Annotated in this window: 19 protein-coding genes; all 19 read left to right on the forward strand. The window is 56.1% G+C overall.

Annotated features, from left to right (window positions below):
- The first annotated feature begins 83 nt into the window (after positions 1–83).
- The 19 genes from serC to ACZ9BB_RS03420 all read left to right on the forward strand — a co-directional run bounded on the left by serC (position 84) and on the right by ACZ9BB_RS03420 (position 22,912).
- Complete coding sequence (gene serC / locus ACZ9BB_RS03330) at positions 84–1,169, forward strand: 3-phosphoserine/phosphohydroxythreonine transaminase (protein WP_476212526.1); 1,086 nt, start codon at positions 84–86, stop codon at positions 1,167–1,169.
- Positions 1,169–2,263 (forward strand): prephenate dehydratase, encoded by a 1,095-nt coding sequence (gene pheA, locus ACZ9BB_RS03335; protein WP_476212528.1) that lies wholly within the window; start codon positions 1,169–1,171, stop codon positions 2,261–2,263. The genes serC and pheA overlap by 1 nt, the downstream gene beginning before the upstream one ends.
- A 12-nt stretch (positions 2,264–2,275) precedes the next feature.
- Entirely contained in the window at positions 2,276–3,388 is a 1,113-nt protein-coding gene (gene hisC / locus ACZ9BB_RS03340) for a histidinol-phosphate transaminase (protein ID WP_476212529.1), read from the forward strand.
- Between the two features lie 28 nt (positions 3,389–3,416).
- On the forward strand, positions 3,417–5,624 hold the full coding sequence (locus ACZ9BB_RS03345; RefSeq protein WP_476218181.1) for a bifunctional prephenate dehydrogenase/3-phosphoshikimate 1-carboxyvinyltransferase: 2,208 nt from the start codon (positions 3,417–3,419) through the stop codon (positions 5,622–5,624).
- A complete protein-coding gene (gene cmk / locus ACZ9BB_RS03350; protein ID WP_476212530.1) occupies positions 5,621–6,310 on the forward strand; it encodes a (d)CMP kinase in 690 nt (229 codons plus the stop codon). The genes ACZ9BB_RS03345 and cmk overlap by 4 nt, the downstream gene beginning before the upstream one ends.
- A 120-nt stretch (positions 6,311–6,430) precedes the next feature.
- On the forward strand, positions 6,431–8,119 hold the full coding sequence (gene rpsA / locus ACZ9BB_RS03355; RefSeq protein ID WP_476212531.1) for a 30S ribosomal protein S1: 1,689 nt from the start codon (positions 6,431–6,433) through the stop codon (positions 8,117–8,119).
- A gap of 449 nt (positions 8,120–8,568) precedes the next feature.
- A complete protein-coding gene (locus ACZ9BB_RS03360) occupies positions 8,569–8,847 on the forward strand; it encodes a hypothetical protein (protein ID WP_476212532.1) in 279 nt (92 codons plus the stop codon).
- A 150-nt stretch (positions 8,848–8,997) separates the two neighbouring features.
- Positions 8,998–9,294: an integration host factor subunit beta gene (ihfB, locus tag ACZ9BB_RS03365; protein WP_003369729.1), complete on the forward strand. Its 297-nt coding sequence runs from the start codon at positions 8,998–9,000 to the stop codon at positions 9,292–9,294.
- Between the two features lie 24 nt (positions 9,295–9,318).
- Positions 9,319–9,558 (forward strand): LapA family protein, encoded by a 240-nt coding sequence (locus ACZ9BB_RS03370; protein WP_476212533.1) that lies wholly within the window; start codon positions 9,319–9,321, stop codon positions 9,556–9,558.
- Positions 9,559–9,788: 230 nt separating this feature from the next.
- On the forward strand, positions 9,789–10,865 hold the full coding sequence (rfbB, locus tag ACZ9BB_RS03375) for a dTDP-glucose 4,6-dehydratase (protein WP_192344042.1): 1,077 nt from the start codon (positions 9,789–9,791) through the stop codon (positions 10,863–10,865).
- Positions 10,862–11,755 carry a dTDP-4-dehydrorhamnose reductase gene (gene rfbD / locus ACZ9BB_RS03380; RefSeq protein ID WP_476212534.1) on the forward strand — a complete coding sequence of 298 codons (894 nt, stop codon included), beginning with the start codon at positions 10,862–10,864 and terminating at the stop codon, positions 11,753–11,755. The genes rfbB and rfbD overlap by 4 nt, the downstream gene beginning before the upstream one ends.
- Positions 11,752–12,642 (forward strand): glucose-1-phosphate thymidylyltransferase RfbA, encoded by an 891-nt coding sequence (rfbA, locus tag ACZ9BB_RS03385; RefSeq protein WP_476212535.1) that lies wholly within the window; start codon positions 11,752–11,754, stop codon positions 12,640–12,642. Before rfbD ends, rfbA begins: the two co-directional genes overlap by 4 nt.
- A gap of 43 nt (positions 12,643–12,685) precedes the next feature.
- Positions 12,686–13,609: a glycosyltransferase gene (locus tag ACZ9BB_RS03390; RefSeq protein WP_476212536.1), complete on the forward strand. Its 924-nt coding sequence runs from the start codon at positions 12,686–12,688 to the stop codon at positions 13,607–13,609.
- Complete coding sequence (locus tag ACZ9BB_RS03395) at positions 13,606–14,565, forward strand: UDP-glucose 4-epimerase family protein (protein WP_476212537.1); 960 nt, start codon at positions 13,606–13,608, stop codon at positions 14,563–14,565. The genes ACZ9BB_RS03390 and ACZ9BB_RS03395 overlap by 4 nt, the downstream gene beginning before the upstream one ends.
- A complete protein-coding gene (locus tag ACZ9BB_RS03400) occupies positions 14,562–15,587 on the forward strand; it encodes an MraY family glycosyltransferase (protein ID WP_476212538.1) in 1,026 nt (341 codons plus the stop codon). Before ACZ9BB_RS03395 ends, ACZ9BB_RS03400 begins: the two co-directional genes overlap by 4 nt.
- A gap of 226 nt (positions 15,588–15,813) precedes the next feature.
- Positions 15,814–16,905, forward strand: coding sequence for an acyltransferase family protein (locus ACZ9BB_RS03405; protein ID WP_476212539.1), 1,092 nt, complete (start codon positions 15,814–15,816; stop codon positions 16,903–16,905).
- Positions 16,906–16,975: 70 nt separating this feature from the next.
- Complete coding sequence (locus tag ACZ9BB_RS03410) at positions 16,976–17,764, forward strand: ABC transporter permease (protein ID WP_476212540.1); 789 nt, start codon at positions 16,976–16,978, stop codon at positions 17,762–17,764.
- Positions 17,764–19,023 carry an ABC transporter ATP-binding protein gene (locus ACZ9BB_RS03415; RefSeq protein WP_476212541.1) on the forward strand — a complete coding sequence of 420 codons (1,260 nt, stop codon included), beginning with the start codon at positions 17,764–17,766 and terminating at the stop codon, positions 19,021–19,023. The genes ACZ9BB_RS03410 and ACZ9BB_RS03415 overlap by 1 nt, the downstream gene beginning before the upstream one ends.
- A gap of 4 nt (positions 19,024–19,027) precedes the next feature.
- The gene (locus ACZ9BB_RS03420) at positions 19,028–22,912 is read left to right on the forward strand and encodes a glycosyltransferase (protein WP_476212542.1); all 3,885 of its coding nucleotides are present in this window, start codon (positions 19,028–19,030) and stop codon (positions 22,910–22,912) included.
- Positions 22,913–22,990 lie beyond the last annotated feature (78 nt).

Consider the following 22,990-nt stretch of genomic DNA (forward strand, 5'->3'; position numbering starts at 1 on the left):
AAAAAACTTGCTTCAGCAGGGGCCGGTGTCGATTGATGTTGTGATTTATTGCGTGATACCACCAAATCAGAGCGAGATTGGATGTGAGCAAGAGAGCCTATAATTTCTGTGCCGGTCCTGCGGCGCTTCCCGAAGCTGTCCTGAAGCGCGCCCAGGAAGAACTCCTTGATTGGCATGGCAAGGGCCTGTCGGTCATGGAAATGAGCCATCGCAGCGATGAGTTCGTGTCCATCGCCACCAAGGCTGAGCAGGATCTGCGTGATCTGCTCAATATCCCCTCGAACTATAAAGTGCTGTTCCTGCAAGGTGGCGCCAGCCAGCAATTTGCTCAGATTCCTCTGAACCTGTTGCCGGAAAGCGGCACCGCTGACTATATCGACACCGGTATCTGGTCGCAGAAAGCCATCGAAGAAGCCTCGCGCTACGGCCACGTCAACGTTGCCGCCACCGCCAAGCCTTACGACTATTTCGCTATTCCCGGTCAGAACGAATGGAAGCTGTCCAAAGACGCGGCCTATGTTCACTACGCACCGAACGAAACCATCGGCGGCCTGGAATTCCAGTGGATCCCGGAAACCGGTGATGTGCCATTGGTCGCCGACATGTCCTCGGACATTCTCTCGCGTCCGGTGGACGTCTCGCGTTTCGGCATGATCTACGCCGGCGCCCAAAAGAACATCGGTCCGAGCGGCATCGTCGTGAACATCGTGCGCGAAGACCTGCTGGGTCACGCCCGTTCCATTTGCCCGACCATGCTCAACTACAAGGTTGCGGCCGATAACGGCTCGATGTACAACACCCCGCCAACCCTGGCCTGGTACTTGTCCGGTCTGGTGTTCGAGTGGCTGAAAGAGCAGGGTGGCGTCGAAGCCATCGGCAAGCTCAATGAAGTGAAGCAGCGCACGCTGTATGACTTCATCGACGCCAGCGGCTTGTACAGCAACCCGATCAACAAGCCAGACCGCTCGTGGATGAACGTGCCGTTCCGTCTGGCCGACGACCGTCTCGACAAGCCGTTCCTGGCTGGTGCCGACGAGCGTGGCCTGCTGAACCTCAAGGGTCACCGTTCCGTGGGCGGCATGCGCGCCTCCATCTATAACGCCGTGGATATCGTTGCGGTCAACGCACTGGTTTCGTACATGGCAGAGTTCGAGAAGGAACACGGCTAATGTCTGAGCAAGAACTCAAGGCACTGCGCCTGCGCATTGATGCCCTGGACGAGAAAGTCCTGGAGCTGATCAGTGAGCGCGCACGCTGCGCCCAGGAAGTTGCGCGAGTAAAGATGGCCTCGCTGGCCGAAGGCGAAGTGCCGGTGTTCTATCGTCCTGAGCGCGAAGCTCAGGTGCTCAAGCGCGTGATGGAGCGTAACCAGGGGCCGCTGGGCAACGAAGAGATGGCGCGGCTGTTCCGCGAAATCATGTCCTCGTGCCTGGCCCTCGAGCAGCCGCTGAAAGTGGCTTACCTCGGCCCCGAAGGTACCTTCACTCAAGCCGCGGCCATGAAGCATTTCGGCCACGCAGTGATCAGCAAGCCGATGGCGGCGATCGACGAAGTGTTCCGTGAAGTGGCGGCCGGTGCGGTGAATTTTGGCGTGGTCCCGGTGGAAAACTCCACCGAGGGCGCGGTCAACCACACCCTCGACAGCTTCCTCGAACACGACATGGTGATCTGTGGCGAAGTCGAGCTGCGTATTCACCATCACCTGTTGGTCGGTGAAAACACCAAGACCGACAGCATCAGTCGCATCTATTCCCACGCCCAGTCCCTGGCCCAGTGCCGCAAGTGGCTGGACGCCCATTACCCGAATGTCGAGCGCGTGGCGGTGTCCAGCAACGCCGAAGCGGCCAAGCGGGTCAAGGGTGAATGGAACTCGGCGGCGATTGCCGGTGACATGGCCGCCGGTCTGTACGGGTTGACTCGTCTGGCTGAAAAAATCGAGGATCGTCCGGACAACTCCACGCGATTCCTGATGATCGGCAGCCAGGAAGTACCGCCGACCGGCGACGACAAGACCTCGATCATCGTCTCCATGAGCAACAAACCCGGCGCGCTTCACGAACTGCTGGTGCCGTTCCACGACAATGGCATTGACCTGACGCGCATCGAGACCCGTCCGTCGCGCAGCGGTAAATGGACCTACGTGTTCTTCATCGACTTCGTCGGCCACCACCGCGACCCGCTGGTCAAAAGTGTGCTGGAGAAGATCAGTCAGGAAGCAGTGGCACTCAAGGTGCTGGGTTCCTACCCGAAAGCAGTTCTCTAAGGGCGGTAGCAAATGAGTGGCAACTTCCTCGCTCTGGCACAGCCGGGCGTGCAACAACTTTCGCCTTACGTTCCGGGCAAACCCGTGGACGAACTGGCCCGTGAGCTGGACCTCGATCCAGCCAGCATCGTCAAACTGGCGAGCAACGAAAACCCGTTGGGCGCCAGTCCCAAGGCACTGGCAGCGATTCGCGAAGCGCTGGCCGAGCTGACCCGCTATCCGGACGGCAACGGTTTTGCACTCAAGACCCTGCTGGCCGATCAGTGCCGCGTCGAGCTGAACCAGGTAACACTGGGCAACGGCTCCAACGACATTCTGGAGCTGGTGGCGCGTGCCTATCTGGCACCGGGCCTGAACGCAGTGTTCAGCGCCCATGCGTTTGCGGTCTATCCGATCGTGACCCAGGCCGTTGGCGCCCAGGCAAAAGTGATCCCGGCCAAAGACTGGGGTCATGATCTGCCGGCCATGCTGGCCGCGATCGATGCCGATACCCGCGTGGTGTTCATCGCCAACCCGAACAACCCGACCGGAACCTGGTTCGACGCCGAGACGCTGGACGAATTCCTGCAGGACGTGCCGGCCCATGTGCTGGTGGTGCTGGACGAGGCCTACATCGAATACGCCGAAGGCAGCGACTTGCCGGATGGCCTGGATTATCTGGCGGCCTACCCGAACCTGTTGGTCTCGCGCACCTTCTCCAAGGCCTATGGCCTGGCGTCGCTGCGGGTCGGCTACGGTTTGTCCTCGGCCATCGTCGCCGATGTGCTGAATCGCGTGCGTCAGCCATTCAACGTCAACAGTCTTGCACTGGCCGCCGCTTGTGCTGCGCTGCAAGACGTCGACTACCTGGCTGAAAGCCGTCGCCTGAATGAATCCGGCATGCAGCAATTGCAAGCGGGTTTCCGTGAGCTGGGGCTGAGCTGGATTCCATCCAAAGGCAACTTCATCTGTGTCGATCTGGGCCGTGTTGCGGCACCTGTCTTCGAAGGCTTGCTGCGTGAAGGCGTGATCGTGCGTCCGGTGGCCAACTATGGCATGCCGAACCACCTGCGCATCACCATCGGTTTGCCGGCGGAGAACAGTCGCTTCCTCGAGGCGCTAACCAAGGTTTTGGCCCGTGGTTGATGTCACTGCACTGCAATCTGCACAACCTATGATCGGTCGCCTGGTGGTGGTCGGCCTGGGCTTGATCGGCGGTTCGTTTGCCAAAGGCTTGCGTGAAAGCGGTCTGTGCCGCGAAGTGGTCGGGGTCGATCTCGATCCGCAGTCGCGCAAGCTGGCGGTTGAGTTGGGCGTGGTGGATCGCTGCGAAGAAGACCTCACGCTGGCTTGCCAGGGCGCTGATGTCATTCAGTTGGCGGTGCCGATCCTGGCCATGGAGAAACTGCTCGCGCTGTTGGCGGGCATGGATCTGGGGCAGGCGATTCTGACCGACGTCGGCAGTGCCAAGGGCAATGTGGTGCGCGCGGCAACCGAGGCGTTCGGCGGCATGCCGGCGCGTTTCGTGCCGGGGCATCCGATCGCCGGTTCCGAGCAGAGCGGGGTGGAAGCCTCCAATGCCGAACTGTTCCGTCGTCATAAAGTGATTCTGACGCCGCTGGATCAGACCGATCCCGCCGCGCTGGCAGTGGTCGACCGCTTGTGGCGCGAATTGGGCGCCGACGTCGAGCACATGCAGGTCGGGCGTCACGACGAGGTGTTGGCGGCGACCAGCCATTTGCCACACTTGCTGGCGTTCGGTTTGGTCGATTCGTTGGCCAAACGCAATGAAAATCTTGAGATCTTCCGTTACGCTGCGGGCGGTTTCCGCGATTTCACAAGAATCGCCGGTAGCGACCCGGTCATGTGGCACGACATCTTCCTCGCCAACCGCGAAGCTGTCCTGCGCACACTCGATACATTTCGCAGCGACCTCGACGCCTTGCGCGACGCGGTCGATGCAGGGGATGGGCACCAATTGTTGGGCGTGTTCACGCGCGCCCGGGTTGCCCGCGAGCATTTCAGTAAAATCCTGGCCCGCCGGGCCTATGTGGACGCTATGAATTCCAACGATCTGATTTTCCTGGCACAACCTGGTGGCCGCCTGACTGGGCGGATTCGTGTACCGGGCGACAAATCGATTTCCCACCGTTCGATCATGCTCGGTTCCCTGGCCGAAGGCGTCACCGAAGTGGAAGGTTTCCTCGAGGGCGAAGACGCCCTGGCGACCTTGCAGGCTTTCCGCGACATGGGTGTCGTCATCGAAGGTCCGCACCACGGTCGTGTGACCATTCACGGCGTCGGCCTGCATGGCCTCAAACCAGCGCCGGGCCCGATCTATCTGGGCAACTCCGGCACTTCGATGCGTCTGCTGTCTGGCCTGTTGGCTGCGCAGAACTTCGACAGCACCCTGACGGGCGATGCTTCGCTGTCCAAGCGTCCGATGAATCGCGTGGCCAATCCGCTGCGTGAAATGGGCGCCGTGATCGAGACCGCTGCTGAAGGTCGTCCACCGATGACCATTCGTAGTGGCAACAAGCTCAAGGGCCTGACTTACACCATGCCGATGGCCAGCGCCCAGGTTAAATCCTGCCTGTTGCTGGCGGGGCTGTACGCCGAAGGCAAGACCACCGTCACCGAGCCGGCACCGACTCGTGACCACACCGAGCGCATGCTGCGCGGCTTCGGCTACCCGGTGACCGTCAACGGCGCCACGGCCTCGGTCGAGTCCGGCCACAAGCTGACCGCGACCCACATTGAAGTGCCGGGCGACATCTCGTCGTCGGCGTTCTTCCTGGTGGCTGCGTCGATTGCCGAAGGTTCGGAGCTGGTGCTTGAGCACGTCGGCATCAACCCGACCCGCACCGGCGTGATCGACATCCTGCGCCTGATGGGCGCAGACATCACCCTGGAAAACCAGCGTGAAGTCGGCGGCGAGCCAGTAGCGGACCTGCGCGTGCGGGCAGCTAAACTCAAAGGTATCGAGATTCCCGAAGCGCTGGTTCCACTGGCCATCGACGAGTTCCCGGTGCTGTTCGTGGCCGCCGCATGTGCCGAAGGGCGCACCGTGTTGCGTGGCGCCGAAGAACTGCGCGTGAAGGAATCGGACCGGATCCAGGTCATGGCGGACGGTCTGCTGGCGTTGGGCGTCAAGTGCGAGCCAACCCCGGACGGCCTGATCATCGACGGCGGCCAGATCGGCGGCGGCGAAGTGCACGGTCACGGCGATCACCGGATTGCCATGGCCTTCAGCGTGGCTTCGCTGCGCGCCACTGCACCGATCCGCATCCATGATTGCGCCAACGTTGCGACCTCGTTCCCGAACTTCCTTGCGCTGTGCGCGCAGGTCGGTATTCGTGTTGCGCAAGAGGCTCAGTCGTGATCAGCATCGCACCGGTTATAACCATTGATGGGCCTAGTGGCTCTGGCAAGGGGACTGTCGCCGGGATATTGGCCAAGCGCCTGGGCTGGAACCTGCTGGATTCCGGTGCACTTTATCGATTGCTGGCTTTCGCGGCGCATAACCATGGCGTCGATCTGACGAATGAGGAGCTGCTCAAGAAGCTCGCCGCTCATCTGGATGTGCAATTCATCGCGGCGACCGACGGTCAGCTGCAGCGCATTATTCTGGAAGGCGATGAAGTCAGCGATGTCATCCGTACCGAAAGCATCGGCTCGGGTGCCTCGCAGGTTGCTGCGCTGCCCGCCGTTCGCGAGGCGCTGCTGCAGCGCCAGCGGGCCTTTCAGGAACCGCCGGGCCTGGTGGCCGATGGCCGCGACATGGGCACGGTGGTTTTTCCGGGCGCGCCGCTGAAGATATTCCTCACTGCCAGTGCCGAGGAGCGTGCGCGCCGTCGATACTTGCAGTTGAAGGGCAAAGTCGATGGTGTTAGTCTGTCGAGTCTGCTAGATGAGATACGTGCGCGCGATGAGCGTGATACCCAGCGAGCGGTAGCCCCGCTCAAACCGGCGGCTGACGCCATACAGCTGGATTCCACGGAATTATCCATCGATCAGGTGCTGGAACGCATCATGAGCGAGATCGCCATTCGCGATATCGCCGGGTGACCAAGAGGGCCGCAGGGGACCAGTCATAGTCCTGCGGTGGCTTCTTTTAAATGAAACTAACCCATACCGTCTGGGGTGTGGAGATGGGCGTATTCTTCGCCCTCATCAACAGGAATTAAAATGAGCGAAAGCTTTGCGGAACTCTTTGAAGAAAGCCTAAAAACCCTGAACCTTCAGGCAGGCTCCATCATCACCGGTGTTATCGTTGATATCGATTACCAGGCTCGCTGGGTAACCGTTCACGCTGGCCTGAAGTCTGAAGCACTCATCCCGCTTGAGCAGTTCTACAACGATGCTGGCGAGCTGAACATCAACGTCGGTGACGAAGTTCACGTTGCTCTGGACTCGGTTGAAGATGGCTTTGGTGAAACCAAGCTGTCCCGTGAAAAAGCCAAGCGCGCTGAATGCTGGATTGTTCTGGAAGCAGCCTTCGCAGCCGAAGAAGTGGTCAAGGGCGTTATCAACGGTAAGGTTAAAGGCGGCTTCACTGTCGACGTTAACGGCATCCGTGCGTTCCTGCCAGGTTCTCTGGTTGACGTCCGTCCAGTGCGCGACACCACGCACCTGGAAGGCAAAGAGCTGGAATTCAAGGTCATCAAACTCGACCAGAAGCGCAACAACGTTGTCGTTTCCCGTCGCAGCGTCCTCGAAGCCGAGAACTCCGCCGAGCGTGAAGCTCTGCTGGAATCCCTGCAGGAAGGCCAACAAGTCAAAGGTATCGTCAAGAACCTCACCGATTACGGCGCATTCGTCGATCTGGGTGGCGTCGATGGCCTGCTGCACATTACCGACATGGCTTGGAAGCGTATCAAGCATCCTTCCGAAATCGTCAACGTTGGCGACGAGATCGATGTCAAGGTTCTGAAGTACGATCGCGAACGCAATCGTGTTTCCCTGGGCCTGAAGCAACTGGGCGAAGATCCATGGGTTGCTATCAAAGCCCGTTACCCGGAAAGCACTCGCGTTACCGCTCGTGTAACCAACCTGACCGACTACGGCTGCTTCGCTGAGCTGGAAGAAGGCGTTGAAGGTCTGGTACACGTTTCCGAAATGGACTGGACCAACAAGAACATCCACCCTTCGAAAGTCGTACAAGTCGGCGACGAAGTGGAAGTCATGGTTCTGGACATCGACGAAGAGCGTCGTCGTATCTCCCTGGGCATCAAGCAGTGCAAATCTAACCCATGGGAAGATTTCTCTGGCCAGTTCAACAAGGGCGATAAAATCTCCGGCACCATCAAGTCGATCACCGATTTCGGTATCTTCATTGGTCTGGACGGCGGCATCGACGGTCTGGTTCACCTGTCCGACATCTCCTGGAACGAAGTGGGCGAAGAAGCCGTTCGCCGCTTCAAGAAGGGCGACGAGCTGGACACCGTTATCCTGTCGGTCGACCCAGAGCGCGAGCGCATCTCCCTGGGCATCAAGCAACTGGAAAGCGATCCGTTCTCCGAGTACGTTCAAGAGAACGACAAAGGCGCCATCGTTAAAGGCATCGTGAAAGAAGTTGACGCCAAAGGCGCCATCATCACTCTGGCCGACGATATCGAAGCGACTCTGAAAGCCTCCGAAATCAGCCGTGACCGCGTTGAAGACGCGCGCAACGTTCTGAAAGAAGGCCAGGAAGTAGAAGCCAAGATCATCAGCGTTGACCGCAAGAGCCGCGTAATCCAGCTCTCGATCAAGTCGAAAGACGATGCTGAAGAGAAAGAAGCAATCCAGAGCCTGAAGGCAGCGGCTCCGGAAGGCGAAGCAACTGACACCACTATGGCGGCACTGCTGCGTCAAGCAATGGCCAAACAGAACTAAGTTCTGCTTGATCATGAAAAAGGGCGACTTCGGTCGCCCTTTTTTGCGTCTGCGATTTGCTCCTACGAAAAGCGGTTTGCCTGCCCAGTGCCAGTCAGTTAAGCAATTTCAGCCGCGACACAATCTATGTAGCAGCTGCCGAGCCTGCGAGGCTGCGTTCGGCTGCGTAGCAGTCGTGAGTCCGACAGATGCGGTCTGCCTGACACGCCACAATTTCTGATTTTACGACTGCTTCGCAGCCGAACGCAGTCTCGCAGGCTCGGCAGCTGCTACGGATAACATTACGGCTTAACTGATTGGCATTAGTTTGCCCGCCGCCTTATTTCTTTCGTGAAACCAATGATCTACATAAGCTGTCTGTAATTTCATACAGGTCAATCGCCTATTCAAGGCTAGGCTTGGTATGAAGTGAACGCAGTCGGGCAGTGCGCCCGGTATTAAGGAAGTGAATGAACAAGCTCATTGTCGTGATAGCAGTACTGACATTGGCAGGCTGTACCACCAGCGCCAAGACTCATGCGGTGCGCGGAGTCAGTGGCATAGAGGTCGATTGTTCAGGATTGGGTTCGGGATGGGAAAGGTGTCACAAGCGAGCGGCCAAGGAGTGCAAGGGCGCAGGTTATAAAGTCATTGTCAGGTCCGATGACGCCAAGGAGGAGGATGTATTCCCTTTCGGCTTCAATCCCGCGGGCTATCTGACGCGCACCATGCTGGTTATCTGTAGATGAATACGGAACTTGAGTAAGCTTGCGGTGCTCTGGAATCGGGCATCTTATTGTCAGGAAAGATATGTCAAGAACTCGGGCTGTTCAAATTCCTCCGGGCATGCTAAAACCTTTGAAGCGCTGATCTAGCTGCTTGAAAAAGAAGGGAAAAATATGACGAAGTCGGAGTTGATCGAACGAATTGTCACCCATCAAGGGCTACTCTCATCCAAGGATGTGGAGCTGGCCATCAAGACCATGCTTGAGCAAATGTCCCAATGTCTGGCCACCGGTGATCGAATCGAGATCCGTGGGTTTGGCAGCTTTTCCCTGCACTATCGTGCCCCGCGCGTAGGTCGCAATCCAAAAACCGGTCAGTCCGTCAGCCTCGACGGCAAGTTCGTCCCGCATTTCAAGCCAGGCAAAGAACTGCGCGATCGTGTGAACGAGGATGAGGAGGAAGGGCTTTGACTGCTGCACTTCAAGGAACCGCTGATGCGTAATCTCAAGCGCGTACTTCTCGCTGTATTTGTCCTGTTGCTCGTTTTGGCGATCCTGGCGTTCGTTCTTGAGAACCAGCAAGGCGTGTCACTGCTGTTCCTGGGCTGGGCGGGGCCGCAGTTGCCGGTGTCGCTGATCATGGTGATTGCGCTGTTGGTGGGCATGGTGATCGGGCCGATTCTCGGCTGGTTTCTGGGGCGTACGTCCAGAGCCTCCCGCAAGCGCCTGGTCTGATTGCGACAAACCCGTCGTACGCGTCGGATTCGCGTCACAGCTTGTCCATATCCATTAGTAAAACCTTCATTAAGCTGTAAAATGCTGCGCTTGATCGATAAGGGTAATTTCCCCACATCGGTTCAGACTGACTCTGTCAGAAGCCTCGGCGGACTTGATGGCTTTTGCATTCATGGATTAGACAGTGCGCAGTTGGCGGCCCTGTCAGTAACTTAAGGGTATGGTTTCGCGTGAAAATTCTAGTAACCGGCGGCGCCGGATTTATCGGCTCGGCAGTCATTCGTCATATCATCTCCAACACTGCCGACTCTGTCGTTAACGTCGATAAACTGACTTATGCCGGTAACCTTGAGTCGCTGGCCGAAGTCAGCCAGAACTCGCGTTACGTGTTCGAACGCGTCGACATCTGCGACCGTAATGAAGTGGACCGTGTCCTGCGTGAACACCAACCAGATGCCATCATGCACCTGGCTGCAGAGTCCCACGTTGACCGTTCGATCTCCGGCCCGTCTGAATTCATCCAGACCAACATCATCGGCACTTACACCTTGCTGGAAGCTGCACGCCACTATTGGGCGGCGCTGGATGATGCGCGTAAAGCCAACTTCCGCTTCCACCATATTTCCACCGACGAAGTCTACGGAGACCTCGAAGGTCCGGAAGACCTCTTCACTGAAACCACGCCGTATCAGCCAAGCTCGCCATATTCGGCCAGCAAGGCCAGCTCCGATCACCTGGTTCGCGCCTGGGCCCGTACTTACGGTCTGCCGACGCTGGTCACCAACTGCTCGAACAACTATGGTCCCTGCCACTTCCCTGAGAAGTTGATCCCGCTGATCATCCTCAATGCGCTGGAAGGCAAGCCGCTGCCGGTCTACGGCAAAGGCAACCAGGTTCGTGACTGGCTCTACGTCGAAGACCACGCCCGCGCACTGTACAAAGTCGTGACCGAAGGCGTGATCGGCGAGACCTACAACATCGGCGGCCATAACGAGAAGCAAAACATCGAAGTGGTGCATACCCTTTGCGCACTGCTCGACGAACTGCGTCCAGATTCCGCGCATCGTCCACATGCCAGCCTGATCACTTACGTTCAGGATCGCCCGGGCCACGATCAGCGCTATGCCATCGACGCCAGCAAAATCCAGCGCGAGCTGGGTTGGACGCCGGAAGAAACCTTTGAAACCGGTATCCGCAAAACCGTCGAGTGGTACCTGAACAACACTGAATGGGTAGCTCACGTGAAGAGCGGCAGCTACCAACAATGGATTGACCAGAACTACACGGATCGTTCGGACAAAGCATGAAAATCCTCCTGTTGGGAAAAAATGGCCAGGTAGGCTGGGAGCTTCAACGCTCCCTTGCGCCGCTTGGCGAGTTGATCGCCCTTGATCGTCATCCGGTCGATGGTTTGAGCGGCGACCTTTCTGATCTCGATGCATTGCGCGCGACGATTCGTCAGGTCAAGCCGGATGTCATCGTCAACGCAGCGGCCTACACCGCGGTCGATAAAGCCGAGTCCGAGACCGAACTGGCCGACCGTGTGAACGGTCAAGCCAGCCAGGTCATGGCAGAAGAGGCTGTATCCCTGGATGCCTGGCTGATTCACTACTCGACCGACTACGTGTTCAGCGGCGAAGGCTTGGCGCCATGGCAAGAGACAGATCCCGTAGCCCCGGTGAATCACTACGGCGCCAGCAAACTTGCTGGCGAGCAGGCGATTATTGCCTCGGGCTGCAAGCACCTGATCTTCCGCACCAGCTGGGTCTACGGCGCTCGCGGCAATAACTTCGCCAAGACCATGCTGCGCCTGGCCAAGGACCGCGATACCCTGAGCGTCATCGCCGACCAGATCGGTGCCCCGACCGGTGCAGATTTGATCGCCGACGTAACGGCGCTGGCCATTCAGCAGGTCCAGCAGCGTCCTGAGCTGGCGGGCCTGTATCATCTGGCGGCCAGTGGCGAAGTGTCCTGGCACGGCTATGCCAGCCATGTGATCGGTTTTGCCAAGGCCAACGGTGAAGAACTCGCCGTCACGGCGATCAATCCGATAGACACAACCGCTTACCCAACACCGGCGCGCCGCCCCCTGAATTCCCGGTTGAACACTCAAAAGCTGCGCGACAATTTTTCTCTGCACTTGCCGGATTGGCAAAGTGGCGTCACCCGAATGCTGATGGAAGTCCTGAATAAATGACCACGACAAATCGTAAAGGCATCATCCTCGCTGGCGGCTCGGGCACGCGTCTGCACCCGTTGACCCTCGGCGTCTCCAAGCAGATGCTGCCGATCTACGACAAGCCGATGATCTTCTATCCGCTGTCGGTGCTGATGCTCGCCGGTATGCGCGAAATCCTGATTATCTCCACCCCTGAAGACCTGCCATCGTTCCAGAAATTGCTGGGTGACGGCAGCCTGTACGGCATCAAGCTGACCTACGCCGAGCAACCTAGCCCGGACGGCCTGGCACAAGCCTTTATCATCGGCGAAGAGTTCATCGGCAAAGACCCTTGCTGCCTGATCCTGGGCGACAACATCTTCTACGGTCAGCACTTCTCCGAGAACCTGCGTTCCGCCAGCACTCAAGAGCACGGCGCGACTGTATTCGGCTATCACGTATCGGACCCTGAGCGTTTCGGTGTCGTCGAGTTCGACGCTGCCGGCCGTGCCTTGAGCATCGAAGAGAAACCGCTGAAGCCTAAATCCGCCTACGCGGTGACTGGCCTGTACTTCTACGATAACCAGGTCGTCGAAATCGCCAAGAACATCAAGCCATCTGCGCGTGGCGAGCTGGAAATCACTGACGTTAACCGTGCGTACCTTGAGCAGAAGACCCTCAACGTCGAAATGCTCGGCCGTGGCTTCGCCTGGCTGGATACCGGTACCCATGATTCGCTGCTGGAAGCCAGTCACTTCGTGCATACCATCGAGCAGCGCCAGGGCCTGAAAGTGGCGTGCCTGGAAGAGATCGCCTACCACAATGGCTGGATCAGTGCCGAGCAGTTGGGTACTCAGGCTGATGCGCTGAAGAAGACTGGCTATGGTCAGTACCTGCAGAAGCTACTGGATTCGCCTTCTCGCTAAGACGAGAGCTTTATCCTCCTCTCCCCATGCAAGCAGGAATGGCATGCCAGTAAAATCCCCCAAGGTTGCAGTTTTACTGGCTGCCTACAACGGTATGCATTGGATTGAAGACCAACTAGCCTCGATCCTTGGTCAGTCTGCCGTGGACGTTACCGTACACATCAGCATTGATCCTTCCACTGACGGTACCGAAGACTGGTGTGCAGCCTTTGCCGCCACGCATCCAAACATCATTGTCCTACCGCCGGGCGGCCGCTTCGGTGGTGCCTCGCGCAATTTTTTCAGACTGATCCGTGATGTTGATATCGAGTCCTACGATTTCGTTGCGTTTGCCGACCAGGATGATCTCTGGCATGGCGACAAACTAAAGCGGGCTATCGAGTCTCTGCAATCACGCAAGGTTGATGCTTATTCCAGCAACGTTACCGCGTTCTGGGAGGATGGTAGGACTCGGCTGCTGGACAAGGCGCAACCGCAAACCAGCTGGGATTTTCTGTTTGAGGCGGCCGGTCCTGGCTGCACCTATGTTCTGAGGGCTCCCATGGTGAAGGCCATGAAGCAGTCGATGCTGGTTCACTGGGATGCGCTGCAAAGCGTCAGTCTGCACGATTGGTACTGCTACGCCTTTGCTCGCAGCCATGGTTATCGTTGGTATATCGATCCGGTGCCATCTATGGATTATCGCCAGCATGAGCATAACCAGGTGGGAGCGAATACTGGCCTGGGCTCGATGATTGCGCGCTATACAACCATTCATGACGGCTGGTGGTTCAATCAGGTCGGCTTGATCGCGCGATTGGTCGGGCAGGATGCCAACCCCTTTGTCGGCTCTTGGCTGCAACTGCGACGGTGGGAATTGATCCGGTTGTCGTTGTCCGCTTGGCGTTGCAGGCGGCGGATCAGGGATCGTGTTTTGTTTTTTCTGATTTGTTGGGCGACCGCGCTAATGGGGAAATCCGCTCGATGACCGCGCCGAAGGTATTGGTAACAGGGGCAAGTGGATTCGTTGGCGAGGCTGTCGTGTTTCGGTTGCTGCTTGGTCGGCGATTCATGCCCGTGGCGGCAGTACGAGGTTCGACATGTCTGCAGGGATTGTGCCCGGTGGTGCGTTTTCAGTTGGGAGCGGCCACTGCTGCGCAAATGACAGGTGTGCAAGTGATTGTCCATGCGGCGGCGCGGGTGCATGTCATGCACGAAACGGAGCAGGATGCACTGACCGAGTTTCGCAGGGTTAACGTGGACGGTACGTTGCAGTTGGCTCGAATGGCCGCTCAGGCCGGGGTCAAGCGCTTTGTTTACATCAGTTCGATCAAGGTTAATGGTGAGCGCACTGCTGCGGGGCGGCCATTTACTGCGGACGACGTGGCGGCTCCACTGGATCCTTACGGGGTGTCCAAGCACGAGGCGGAACTGGCGTTGATGCTGCTTGGGCGCGAGACCGGGATGGAGATCGTGATCATCCGTCCGCCGCTGGTGTACGGCCCAGGGGTCAAGGCTAACTTTCTCAGCCTGATTAAATGGCTCGACAAGGGCCTGATCCTACCTCTGGGCGGAATTCGGAACCAGCGCAGTATGGTGTCGATCGGCAACCTGGTCGATCTGATCGAGACTTGTCTCGATCATCCGGGGGCTGCCTGGCAAATCTTTTTGGTCAGTGACGGTGACGATCTGTCGACTCCACGGTTGCTGCGTCATCTGGCGTCGGCGCTAGGAAAAAAAGCCTGGTTGCTGCCCGTGCCGTCCGTGTTGTTGACGCTGGGAGCCGCTGCCATTGGCAAGCGCGCTGTGGCCCGGCGGGTGTGTGAGTCGTTGCAGGTCGATATCAGCAAAAACCGCGAGTTGCTCGGTTGGGTTCCGCCGATTGATGTGGATACTGCCATGCGGCGCACCGCAGGCCATTTTCTGGATACGCATACGAAATGATTTTTGGCGGGTTGTTTGTCACAGTTTTTGCACTCTCCTGGGCTTTGACCGGAGGACTGCGACGCTACGCATTATCCAAAAGCTTGATAGACATTCCTAACGAGCGCAGTTCCCACTCCGTACCCACGCCCCGAGGTGGTGGAGTGGCGATCGTTTTCGGTTTCCTGGTTGCGCTGCCCGTGCTCGGTGCTTTCGGCCTTTTAGGCATCGATACACTGTATGCATTGCTTGGAAGCGGGTTGTTGGTCGCGATTATCGGGTTTGCCGACGATCATGGCCATATCGCTGCAAAATGGCGCCTTCTCGGGCATTTCTTTGCGGCGGTTTGGGCGTTGTACTGGCTTGACGGGCTGGCACCTGTCACGTTCTTCGGTGCCATGATCGACCTTGGGTGGCTGGGCAATGTGTTTGCGGTGATTTACCTGGTCTGGATGCTCAACCTGTACAACTTCATGGATGGCATTGATGGCCTGGCGAGTGCCGAGGCAATGTGTGTTTGTCTGGGTAGTGGTCTTGTTTACCTGATCACTGGGCAGCTTGAGCCGCTTTGGGTAGCGCTGGTTCTGGCTGGGGCCGTGGCGGGTTTCCTGTGCTGGAATTATCCGCCCGCGCGGATTTTCATGGGCGATGCCGGAAGCGGCTTTTTGGGTATTGCTTTGGGGATCTTGTCGCTCTCCGCCGGGGCCGTGTCATCCGCGTTTTTGTGGAGCTGGGTGATCCTGCTGGGAGCCTTTGTGGTCGACGCCACGTGGACGCTTTGCCAGCGCCTGTTGAATGGTGACAAGGTTTATCAGGCGCATCGCAGTCACGCCTACCAGCACGCTTCTCGTCAGTATCGCAGTCACAAGGCTGTGACGCTGGGTGTTGTCGGACTCAACGTGTTTTGGTTGCTGCCCTGGGCCATTGCGGTAGCGCTGGGATTTGTTCCTGGCGTTATCGGCCTGATCATTGCCTACGCTCCTTTGCTCTGGTTGGCCGCGAGGTTCAAGGCCGGTGCCCGGGAGAGTCAACCCCTCGCCTGAAATCGTGAGTGGCATCCTGTCGAGAGCAGGGTGAAGGTCGGGCCGGGCGTGGGTGCCAGACCCGGATAATGGTATGATCCGCGGCCGCCGTGCGAGGGCTTGCGCAAGTGAGACGGCCGGGTTTGTATTACGAGGGGGATGCATGGGCTATTGGACACCCATTGCTTTATATAACAACCCCGTCAAATTATTTGATGAAGTTCAATCAGTGTTGGAGCAGTAACATATGCAGCATAAGGATAATAATTTAAACCTGCTTCGGCTTATTGCTGCGCTGATGGTTCTTTATGCACATTCTTTTGCATTCTATGGAAATCCGCCTGCTGGATTTCTTGGCTTGGCCTCCTACGGTGGCCTGGGTATCGAAATATTTTTTATTATTAGCGGTTATTTAATCGTCAAAAGCTGGGATTTCACTCCGTCGGTGGCCAACTTTCTGATCAAACGTTCATTGCGGATTTTTCCGGCGCTGATCGTGGTCGTCCTGATCAGCATGTTTGTGTTGGGGCCGATGTTTACTACATTGACGGTCAACGAGTATTTCGCGCATCCGCAATTCTGGTCTTATATGAAAAACATAATCTTGAGCCCGGTGTTTTATCTGCCCGGTGTTCTTGAGCATGCAAGGGTTCCCAACGCGGTCAACGGTTCGTTGTGGAGTCTGCCTGTCGAGTTTTTCATGTATCTGGTGGTGATGGGGCTGGGGCTGCTGTTCAAGGGCGGACGCTGGGTTTACACGGTGGTCACCGCACTGTTCGCGCTCACCGTGGTTTTCTGGTGCTGGCGTGATGCACCTCTGGTGGTGGTTTACGGAACCGATGTCAGGAATATTTTCCTGACAGGCATCTATTTCATGATAGGTGCCTGTTATGCAAAGTGGCGGCTTGAGCGTTGGTTCAGTCTGTCGGGTGTCTGCGTTCTGATCATGGCAACCATTCTGCTGGCACCGTATGCCGCGGTTTCCAAGTTTTTGCTCTGGCTTGCGTTGCCTTATGTCGTTCTGGCCTACGGCCTATCTCGAAGCTGGTTGGGCAGTTGGGTCAATCGCGTGGGCGACTGCTCCTACGGCGTTTACATTTATGCTTTCCCGGTACAGCAGTTCGTATTGCTCAAGTTTCCGAATATTTCTTATCCGACTTATTTGTTTGTCACTATCGTCATTACCCTGGTGCTGGGTTATGCCTCGTGGCACTTGGTCGAAAAACGTGTGTTGAAGTTAAAACCCAAGGACAAGTCAAGAGTCCTGGCGGGCAGTGAAGAACTCAAGCCTGTATTCACACCCCTTGTCAGCGAAAAGTCAATGAGCCCAGATAGTTGATGGAATTTATGATGTTGTACGGTGGCTTAAAAGCAGTGGCTAACATGTTTGTAAAGCAAGGAGATTTTCGATGAGCTGGCTCAGAGGGATGCTGTCGGATCGCAGAATTCTGTTGAGCCTGATTTCAAATGACCTTCGTGCCCGATACCTGACCAACTACCTTGGTTTTTTGTGGGTATTCATTCAGCCATGCGCTACGACACTGATCCTCTGGTTCGTGTTTCAGTTTGGTTTCAAGGCGGCCCCTCACGGAGACTTTCCTTTTGTTCTGTGGCTGGTGTGCGGACTTGTACCATGGTTTTTCACGGTTGAAGCATTGAACTCCGGCTGCACGGCAGTCAAGGAGAACAGTTTTCTGGTAAAGAAGATTGTCTTCAAGGTTTCATTGCTGCCGTTGGTTAAACTCAGCTCCGCGGTACTCGTGCACATTTTCTTCGTATTTATACTGTTGTTGCTGTTTGTTATTTACGGCTATTCGCCGAACCTTTACTGGTTGCAAGTCGGCTATTACATTGCTTGTTTGTTCATGCTGTTGTTGGCGATCGCCTGGATTACCAGTTCGGTGGTGATTTTTTTCCCTGACTTGAGCCAGTTAGTGGCGATGGCCACGCAGTTCGGCTTCTGGTTGACCCCAGTGTTCTGGGATATCGATGCGATTCAAGGACGGGCAGTGTCTTATCTGCGCCTGAATCCATTTGCTTACATTGTGGAAGGATTCAGGGATTCGCTTATTCGCGGGATCTGGTTCTGGGAACGACCAACTCAGACCCTGTTTTTTTGGGGGGTGTTGATTGTCTTGACGCTGGTGGGCTGGCGTACATTCAAAAAATTAAGACCTCACTTTGCGGATGTTTTGTAATGAATGCAGTGAATGAGAGCGCAATCAGCGTCCGTAACGTCAGTAAGGTCTACCGGCTTTATAACAAGCCCGTAGACCGACTGGTCGAGGCTCTTTCGCTTTTCGGCAAGCATAAACACCATGATTTTCATGCGCTAACCGATGTTTCTTTTTCGGTCGAGAAAGGCCAGACCGTCGGTATTCTGGGCAAGAACGGCGCGGGTAAAAGCACTCTGTTGAAAATCCTTACCGGAGTGCTGACACCCTCGAGCGGCGAGGTCAAGGTTGTTGGCCGGGTTGCATCGTTGCTGGAGTTGGGTGCGGGATTCAATCCGGATTACACCGGTGTGGAAAACATTTATTTCCAGGGATCCCTGATGGGTTACTCCCATGCCGAGATGCAAACCCGTATCGGCGCCATTCTGGAGTTTGCCGACATCGGTGACTTCGTCAATCAACCCGTACGCATGTACAGCAGCGGGATGTTTGCGCGGCTGGCATTTTCCGTGGCGATCAACGTTGAGCCTGACGTACTGATTGTCGACGAGGCGTTGAGCGTCGGGGATGCTGGCTTTCAGCTCAAGTGCATGCTCAAGATGAAGCATATGCAAGAGCGTGGTACCACAATCCTATTTGTTTCTCACGACACCCAATCGGTAATTCGTTTCTGCCAGGCTGTCATCGTGATGCAGAACGGCCAGATTATCGATTACAGCACTGATGTGCTGACCGCCACCAAGAACTACGAAAAAAAGGTGCGTAACAGCAGTTCGGTGGCGGCGCCGGTGGTTGAAGAACAGCACGCCGATGTTTCCTATGACTCCGAGTTGGGCGATATCTCGGAAGTTCGATTCGGTTCCGGCGCTGCGAAGATCAACGCCGTTGATTTTTACAGTGCAGACGGCACGTTGACCAATCACTTCGAACCGACAGAAGACGTCACGATGCATTGCTACGTCCAGTCTTATACCGAGTTGCGGGAAGTGGTCATCGGCTACTCGTTGCGCGATGCCAAAGGCGTCGATGTGGCGGGCGACAACACCTTGCTGGCCGGTTACAAGTTCGATTTCGAGAAAGGGGCCTACAAAATCAGCTTTTCCTTCCCGCTCAACGTGGCGCCCGGGGAGTACTTCCTGTTCATCGGCATGGCTAACCTGGATGGGGAGCGAGTTGAACTGGATCAACGCTGGCCGATGAGGAAGTTGAGTGTGTCCGGCGGGCGTCAGATCGTTGGGGTTGCTTATTGCCCGTCAACAGTGAACGTTGTGAAGGTTGCTTAATATCATGCTTAAAATTGGTAATGCGGATATCGCAGAAACAGTCAAGTTTCATGTAGACGAAACGGCTGTTTGCATCATTGAGGACGGCGTTCAAATCCGGGATAACGTCGTCATCGAATGCGGTGCCGGTGGCTACTTGAGCATTTCATCCGGTACGGTCATTAATTACGGAACATGGGTGAATGGCAGCGGCAAGGTCACCATCGGTAAAGATGTATTGATCGCGCCCAACGTTTCCATTACGTCATCGACTCATCGCTATGACTTGCACTCGCCAATCAAGGATCAAGGCCTGAGGCTGGCAGAAGTGGAAATCGGTGATGACGTCTGGATCGGCGCCAATGCATCGGTGCTGGCGGGGGCAGTGATCGGACAGGGGGCGATCATTGCGGCGAACTCGGTGGTTAAATTCAACGTCACCCCCAATAGCATCGCGGCGGGTGATCCGGCAGTCAAAGTGGCGCCGAGGAAGTTCAAGCGCGTGGTTTTTTACACGCTGCCATTGGTATTGAGAGAGCGTCCGACGCTGTTTAGCAGCATTGTTGACGTGTATCTGCCGCTGGCGAAAAAGTTTGCCGATGATGGTTGGGAATGTATTTTTGTCGGCTCTAATGAGTTGAAGAGCGAATATCCTGAGTTCGGCCACACGTGGATCAGCCCGGCCTCCTATAACTGCGACTATCCAGGCGCGCAGGCCTCGGATTGGCTGAGCGACTGGAAGTGTCTCCTCAATAAAGAGCCTCTAGGGTTTCATGACCGATTCGTCGAGTCTCTGATCGACAATGTCGATCCGGAACTGGTGTTCTGCTGGAACTATGACGGCAGTCTCGAAACCGTTTGCGCAGCCAAAGGCATTCCTTTGCTGTTCAACGAGCTTGGGATGTTGCGTGCACCGAATCCAATGGGTTACTACTCGGACAGTCGTGGCGTTAACGTACGCAGTGGCTTCAGTGCCGAGTTTACCAATTATCGGGAGCAGCAATCAGAGCTGCCGCTCGAAGCCGCTCTAATGCGCCTGCAGCAGATGGAGGAAAGTTATCGTTTCCGAGGTACCAGTCGTGTCCCTACCATATTGATCCTGCTTCAGGTGCAGGACGATTCCAATATCATTATGGGCTCTCCATTTTTCAGCATGGCCGAGTATGTACAGCATGTGGTCGGCGTGGTGGAGGGCTCTGACTATAAGGTGGTGGTCAAACCACACCCTCTTGATGAAGTGCCGGCACTCCCTGAGCATGTTCTGGTGGCTGACAAGGAAGAGAGCATCGCGGACCTGATTGCCAGCGCTGATGTGGTGTTCACGATCAACTCTTCGGCCGGGTTCGAAGCCGCTCTGGTGGGCAAGACTGTCTATGCCCTGGGCAAGGCGCCGTACTCGGGCACTGGCCTGACCATTGATGTCGCTCAACCGGCAGATCTTGCGGGGCTGTGGCAGGAACACAGGGCGGTGGCGCCATGCTCCAGAGAGCTGCGGGCGCAAATCCTGGAGTTTGCCCAGTCGCTCTATTTTCTCGGGGAGGCGCAATTCGATGAGCCATCCGCGCATCTTTCCCGTCTTGCACGGACAATCCCGGTCGATCCCGCGAGAAACACGTTTAATCCTGACCTAGAAAGCTATCGTCAGCAGTCCTATATTACTTGGCTCGAAGGCAAGAATCAGGAAATGGGTGGTGAACTATCGAGCCTCAATGAAACGTATCTGGCCGCGAGAAGCGAGCTGGCAAGCGTTAGGGATGAACTGCTTTTGACGAAGGGTCAACGCTCGGTCATGGACGAAAAGCTCACTTCAGTGTTGGACGACAGATACCTTCAAGACAATGATGAATTGCTTCAGATGCAGAACCGACTGCTCCTGGAACAGGAGCAACTGAACCAGCAAATCGAAGCCCTCAAATCAGAAATACTGGTTCTGAAGGATGATCTGCACAACGTCTATGTCTCCAAATCCTGGTGCATGACCCGTCCATTCAGAGGCGTACGACGTTTGATTCTGCGGGCCTGGTGGAAACTGCGAGGCGTGCTTGCCAATCCTCGCACCGTGTTGCGCCCGATCTATCAGAAACTTCCATTTCTGATCGGAGTCCGCGTGCGCTTGAATCATTATACAAAAGCTGCGCGTGCCAACGTCCTGCGGGTTATCAACTCGCAACATAACCTCAAAGCTGTTCAGGTCGCTGCCGACCGGCGTTTCGACCACTCACTGAGCGCGTCGGTGCTCGATGTTCAGCCGGTGATCGATGTTTCGATTGTCACGTACGACAGTAGCAAGTGGATCGATGGCTTCTTCGACTCTCTGAAGGCGCAGAACTACCCCCTACAAAAACTGAATGTGTGTTTTGTCGATAATGGTTCCAAAGACAGCACCGTACAGGATCTACAGCGCTGGAAAACCCTGCTCGGCGCCGAGTTGGCGGGCTTTGAAATTATTCAGGGCGAGAATGTTGGTTTTGGTCTGGGACATGACAAGGCGATAAAAACGGGGCAGGCGGAGCTTGTTCTGATCAGCAACGTAGATATCGTCTTCGCCTGCGACTCGATAGAGAAAGTGGTGGCTGCCGCCCTGTCAGATACAGTGGGAGCCGTTGCTTCATGGGAGTTGCGTCAGGCGCCCTACGAACATCCCAAATACTATGATCCGGTCACCCAGGAAACCAATTGGTCCTCGCATGCCTGCATTCTGATCAGGCGTTCGGCTTATGTAAAAGTCGGCGGGTACGAGCATGAGATATTCATGTATGGCGAGGATGTTGAGCTGTCCTACCGGTTCCGCTCTTACGGTTATCAGTTGAAGTACTGCCCTTCGGCGGTGGTTTATCATTACACCTATGAACATGAAAACCATGTGAAGCCCATTCAGTTCGCTGGCAGTACGCTGGCTAACGCTTACTTGCGTTTGCGCTACGGTAACTTCAGCGACAAGTTTGGGGCACTGGTGCTGCAAGGTGCATTGTTGTTCCGTCCTGAAGTTTATGTCGGTGTGCGCCGTGACTTGATTGCGAATTTCGGCAAGATCATCAGGAAAGCGCCGCACTTCCTGTCGGGCAAAGGCTCAAGCAAGGACAGTTACTTCCCTTTCCGTGGCTTCGATTACGAAATGATTCGTGATGGTGCGTTCTGGACGGTAGGCGAGCCCCTGACCGACGCTCCGCTGGTGACGATCGTTACCCGTACCTACCGCAATCGCAACGAATTCCTCCGCCAAGCGATCATTTCAGTGCTAAATCAGACCTACCGGAACGTGGAGCTGGTAGTGGTGGAAGATGGTGGCGAGACCATGAAAGGGCTGGTAGCCGAGTTCCAACAGGAAGAAGGTCGTTCCATCCGTTTCTATGGAATGGACAAAGTGGGACGCTCCGTGACCGGTAACTATGGCCTTGAAATGGCTAAGGGTACCTATTGCATGTTCCTGGACGACGACGACCTGCTGTTCTCCGATCACGTCGAAGTGTTGGTCGCCGCCTTGGCGAAAAATCGTGATGCAGTGGCCGCTTATTCGCTAGCCATGGAAGTCGGAACGGTGACAGCGCCGGATGGACGGTACACCGAAGTCAGTCATGAGACGCCGATGTACTACAAGCATGAGTATGACTACAACATTCTGCTTGATCATAACTTCATCCCAATCCAGTCCTTGCTCTTCCAGCGCGATCTCTATCTGCAGCGTGGAGGATTCGAGACTGACATGAGCAATCTTGAGGATTGGAATCTGTGGCTGCGGTACGGTTACGGCAATACCTTTACTTACGTACCGAAAACCACTTCTCTGTTCCGCACGCCAGCTGATCCGAATGTGCGACTAGAACGGCACAAACTATTGCATGAGGCGTATTCCATCGCCAAAGACCGGGCTGCAAAATCCTGCGAGGGCTACGGTCAGAGCGCGGAATAAATGACTCAATCTGATCAGCAGTAAGCAAAGAAAGAGCTATCTTCAGGATGGCTCTTTTTCTAATGTTTTTTATCTGTC

Source organism: Pseudomonas sp. TE3552 (assembly GCF_056278945.1).

What these genes read in the sequence shown, in the direction of transcription:
- ACZ9BB_RS03345 (WP_476218181.1), top strand. Translation starts at nt 3,417, where the DNA reads ATGATCGGTCGCCTGGTGGTGGTCGGCCTGGGCTTGATCGGCGGTTCG.
- hisC (WP_476212529.1), top strand. Translation starts at nt 2,276, where the DNA reads ATGAGTGGCAACTTCCTCGCTCTGGCACAGCCGGGCGTGCAACAACTT.
- ACZ9BB_RS03360 (WP_476212532.1), top strand. Translation starts at nt 8,569, where the DNA reads ATGAACAAGCTCATTGTCGTGATAGCAGTACTGACATTGGCAGGCTGT.
- rfbD (WP_476212534.1), top strand. Translation starts at nt 10,862, where the DNA reads ATGAAAATCCTCCTGTTGGGAAAAAATGGCCAGGTAGGCTGGGAGCTT.
- ihfB (WP_003369729.1), top strand. Translation starts at nt 8,998, where the DNA reads ATGACGAAGTCGGAGTTGATCGAACGAATTGTCACCCATCAAGGGCTA.
- ACZ9BB_RS03410 (WP_476212540.1), top strand. Translation starts at nt 16,976, where the DNA reads ATGAGCTGGCTCAGAGGGATGCTGTCGGATCGCAGAATTCTGTTGAGC.
- ACZ9BB_RS03390 (WP_476212536.1), top strand. Translation starts at nt 12,686, where the DNA reads ATGCCAGTAAAATCCCCCAAGGTTGCAGTTTTACTGGCTGCCTACAAC.
- ACZ9BB_RS03415 (WP_476212541.1), top strand. Translation starts at nt 17,764, where the DNA reads ATGAATGCAGTGAATGAGAGCGCAATCAGCGTCCGTAACGTCAGTAAG.
- ACZ9BB_RS03420 (WP_476212542.1), top strand. Translation starts at nt 19,028, where the DNA reads ATGCTTAAAATTGGTAATGCGGATATCGCAGAAACAGTCAAGTTTCAT.
- rpsA (WP_476212531.1), top strand. Translation starts at nt 6,431, where the DNA reads ATGAGCGAAAGCTTTGCGGAACTCTTTGAAGAAAGCCTAAAAACCCTG.
- pheA (WP_476212528.1), top strand. Translation starts at nt 1,169, where the DNA reads ATGTCTGAGCAAGAACTCAAGGCACTGCGCCTGCGCATTGATGCCCTG.
- ACZ9BB_RS03400 (WP_476212538.1), top strand. Translation starts at nt 14,562, where the DNA reads ATGATTTTTGGCGGGTTGTTTGTCACAGTTTTTGCACTCTCCTGGGCT.
- ACZ9BB_RS03395 (WP_476212537.1), top strand. Translation starts at nt 13,606, where the DNA reads ATGACCGCGCCGAAGGTATTGGTAACAGGGGCAAGTGGATTCGTTGGC.
- ACZ9BB_RS03370 (WP_476212533.1), top strand. Translation starts at nt 9,319, where the DNA reads ATGCGTAATCTCAAGCGCGTACTTCTCGCTGTATTTGTCCTGTTGCTC.
- rfbA (WP_476212535.1), top strand. Translation starts at nt 11,752, where the DNA reads ATGACCACGACAAATCGTAAAGGCATCATCCTCGCTGGCGGCTCGGGC.
- ACZ9BB_RS03405 (WP_476212539.1), top strand. Translation starts at nt 15,814, where the DNA reads ATGCAGCATAAGGATAATAATTTAAACCTGCTTCGGCTTATTGCTGCG.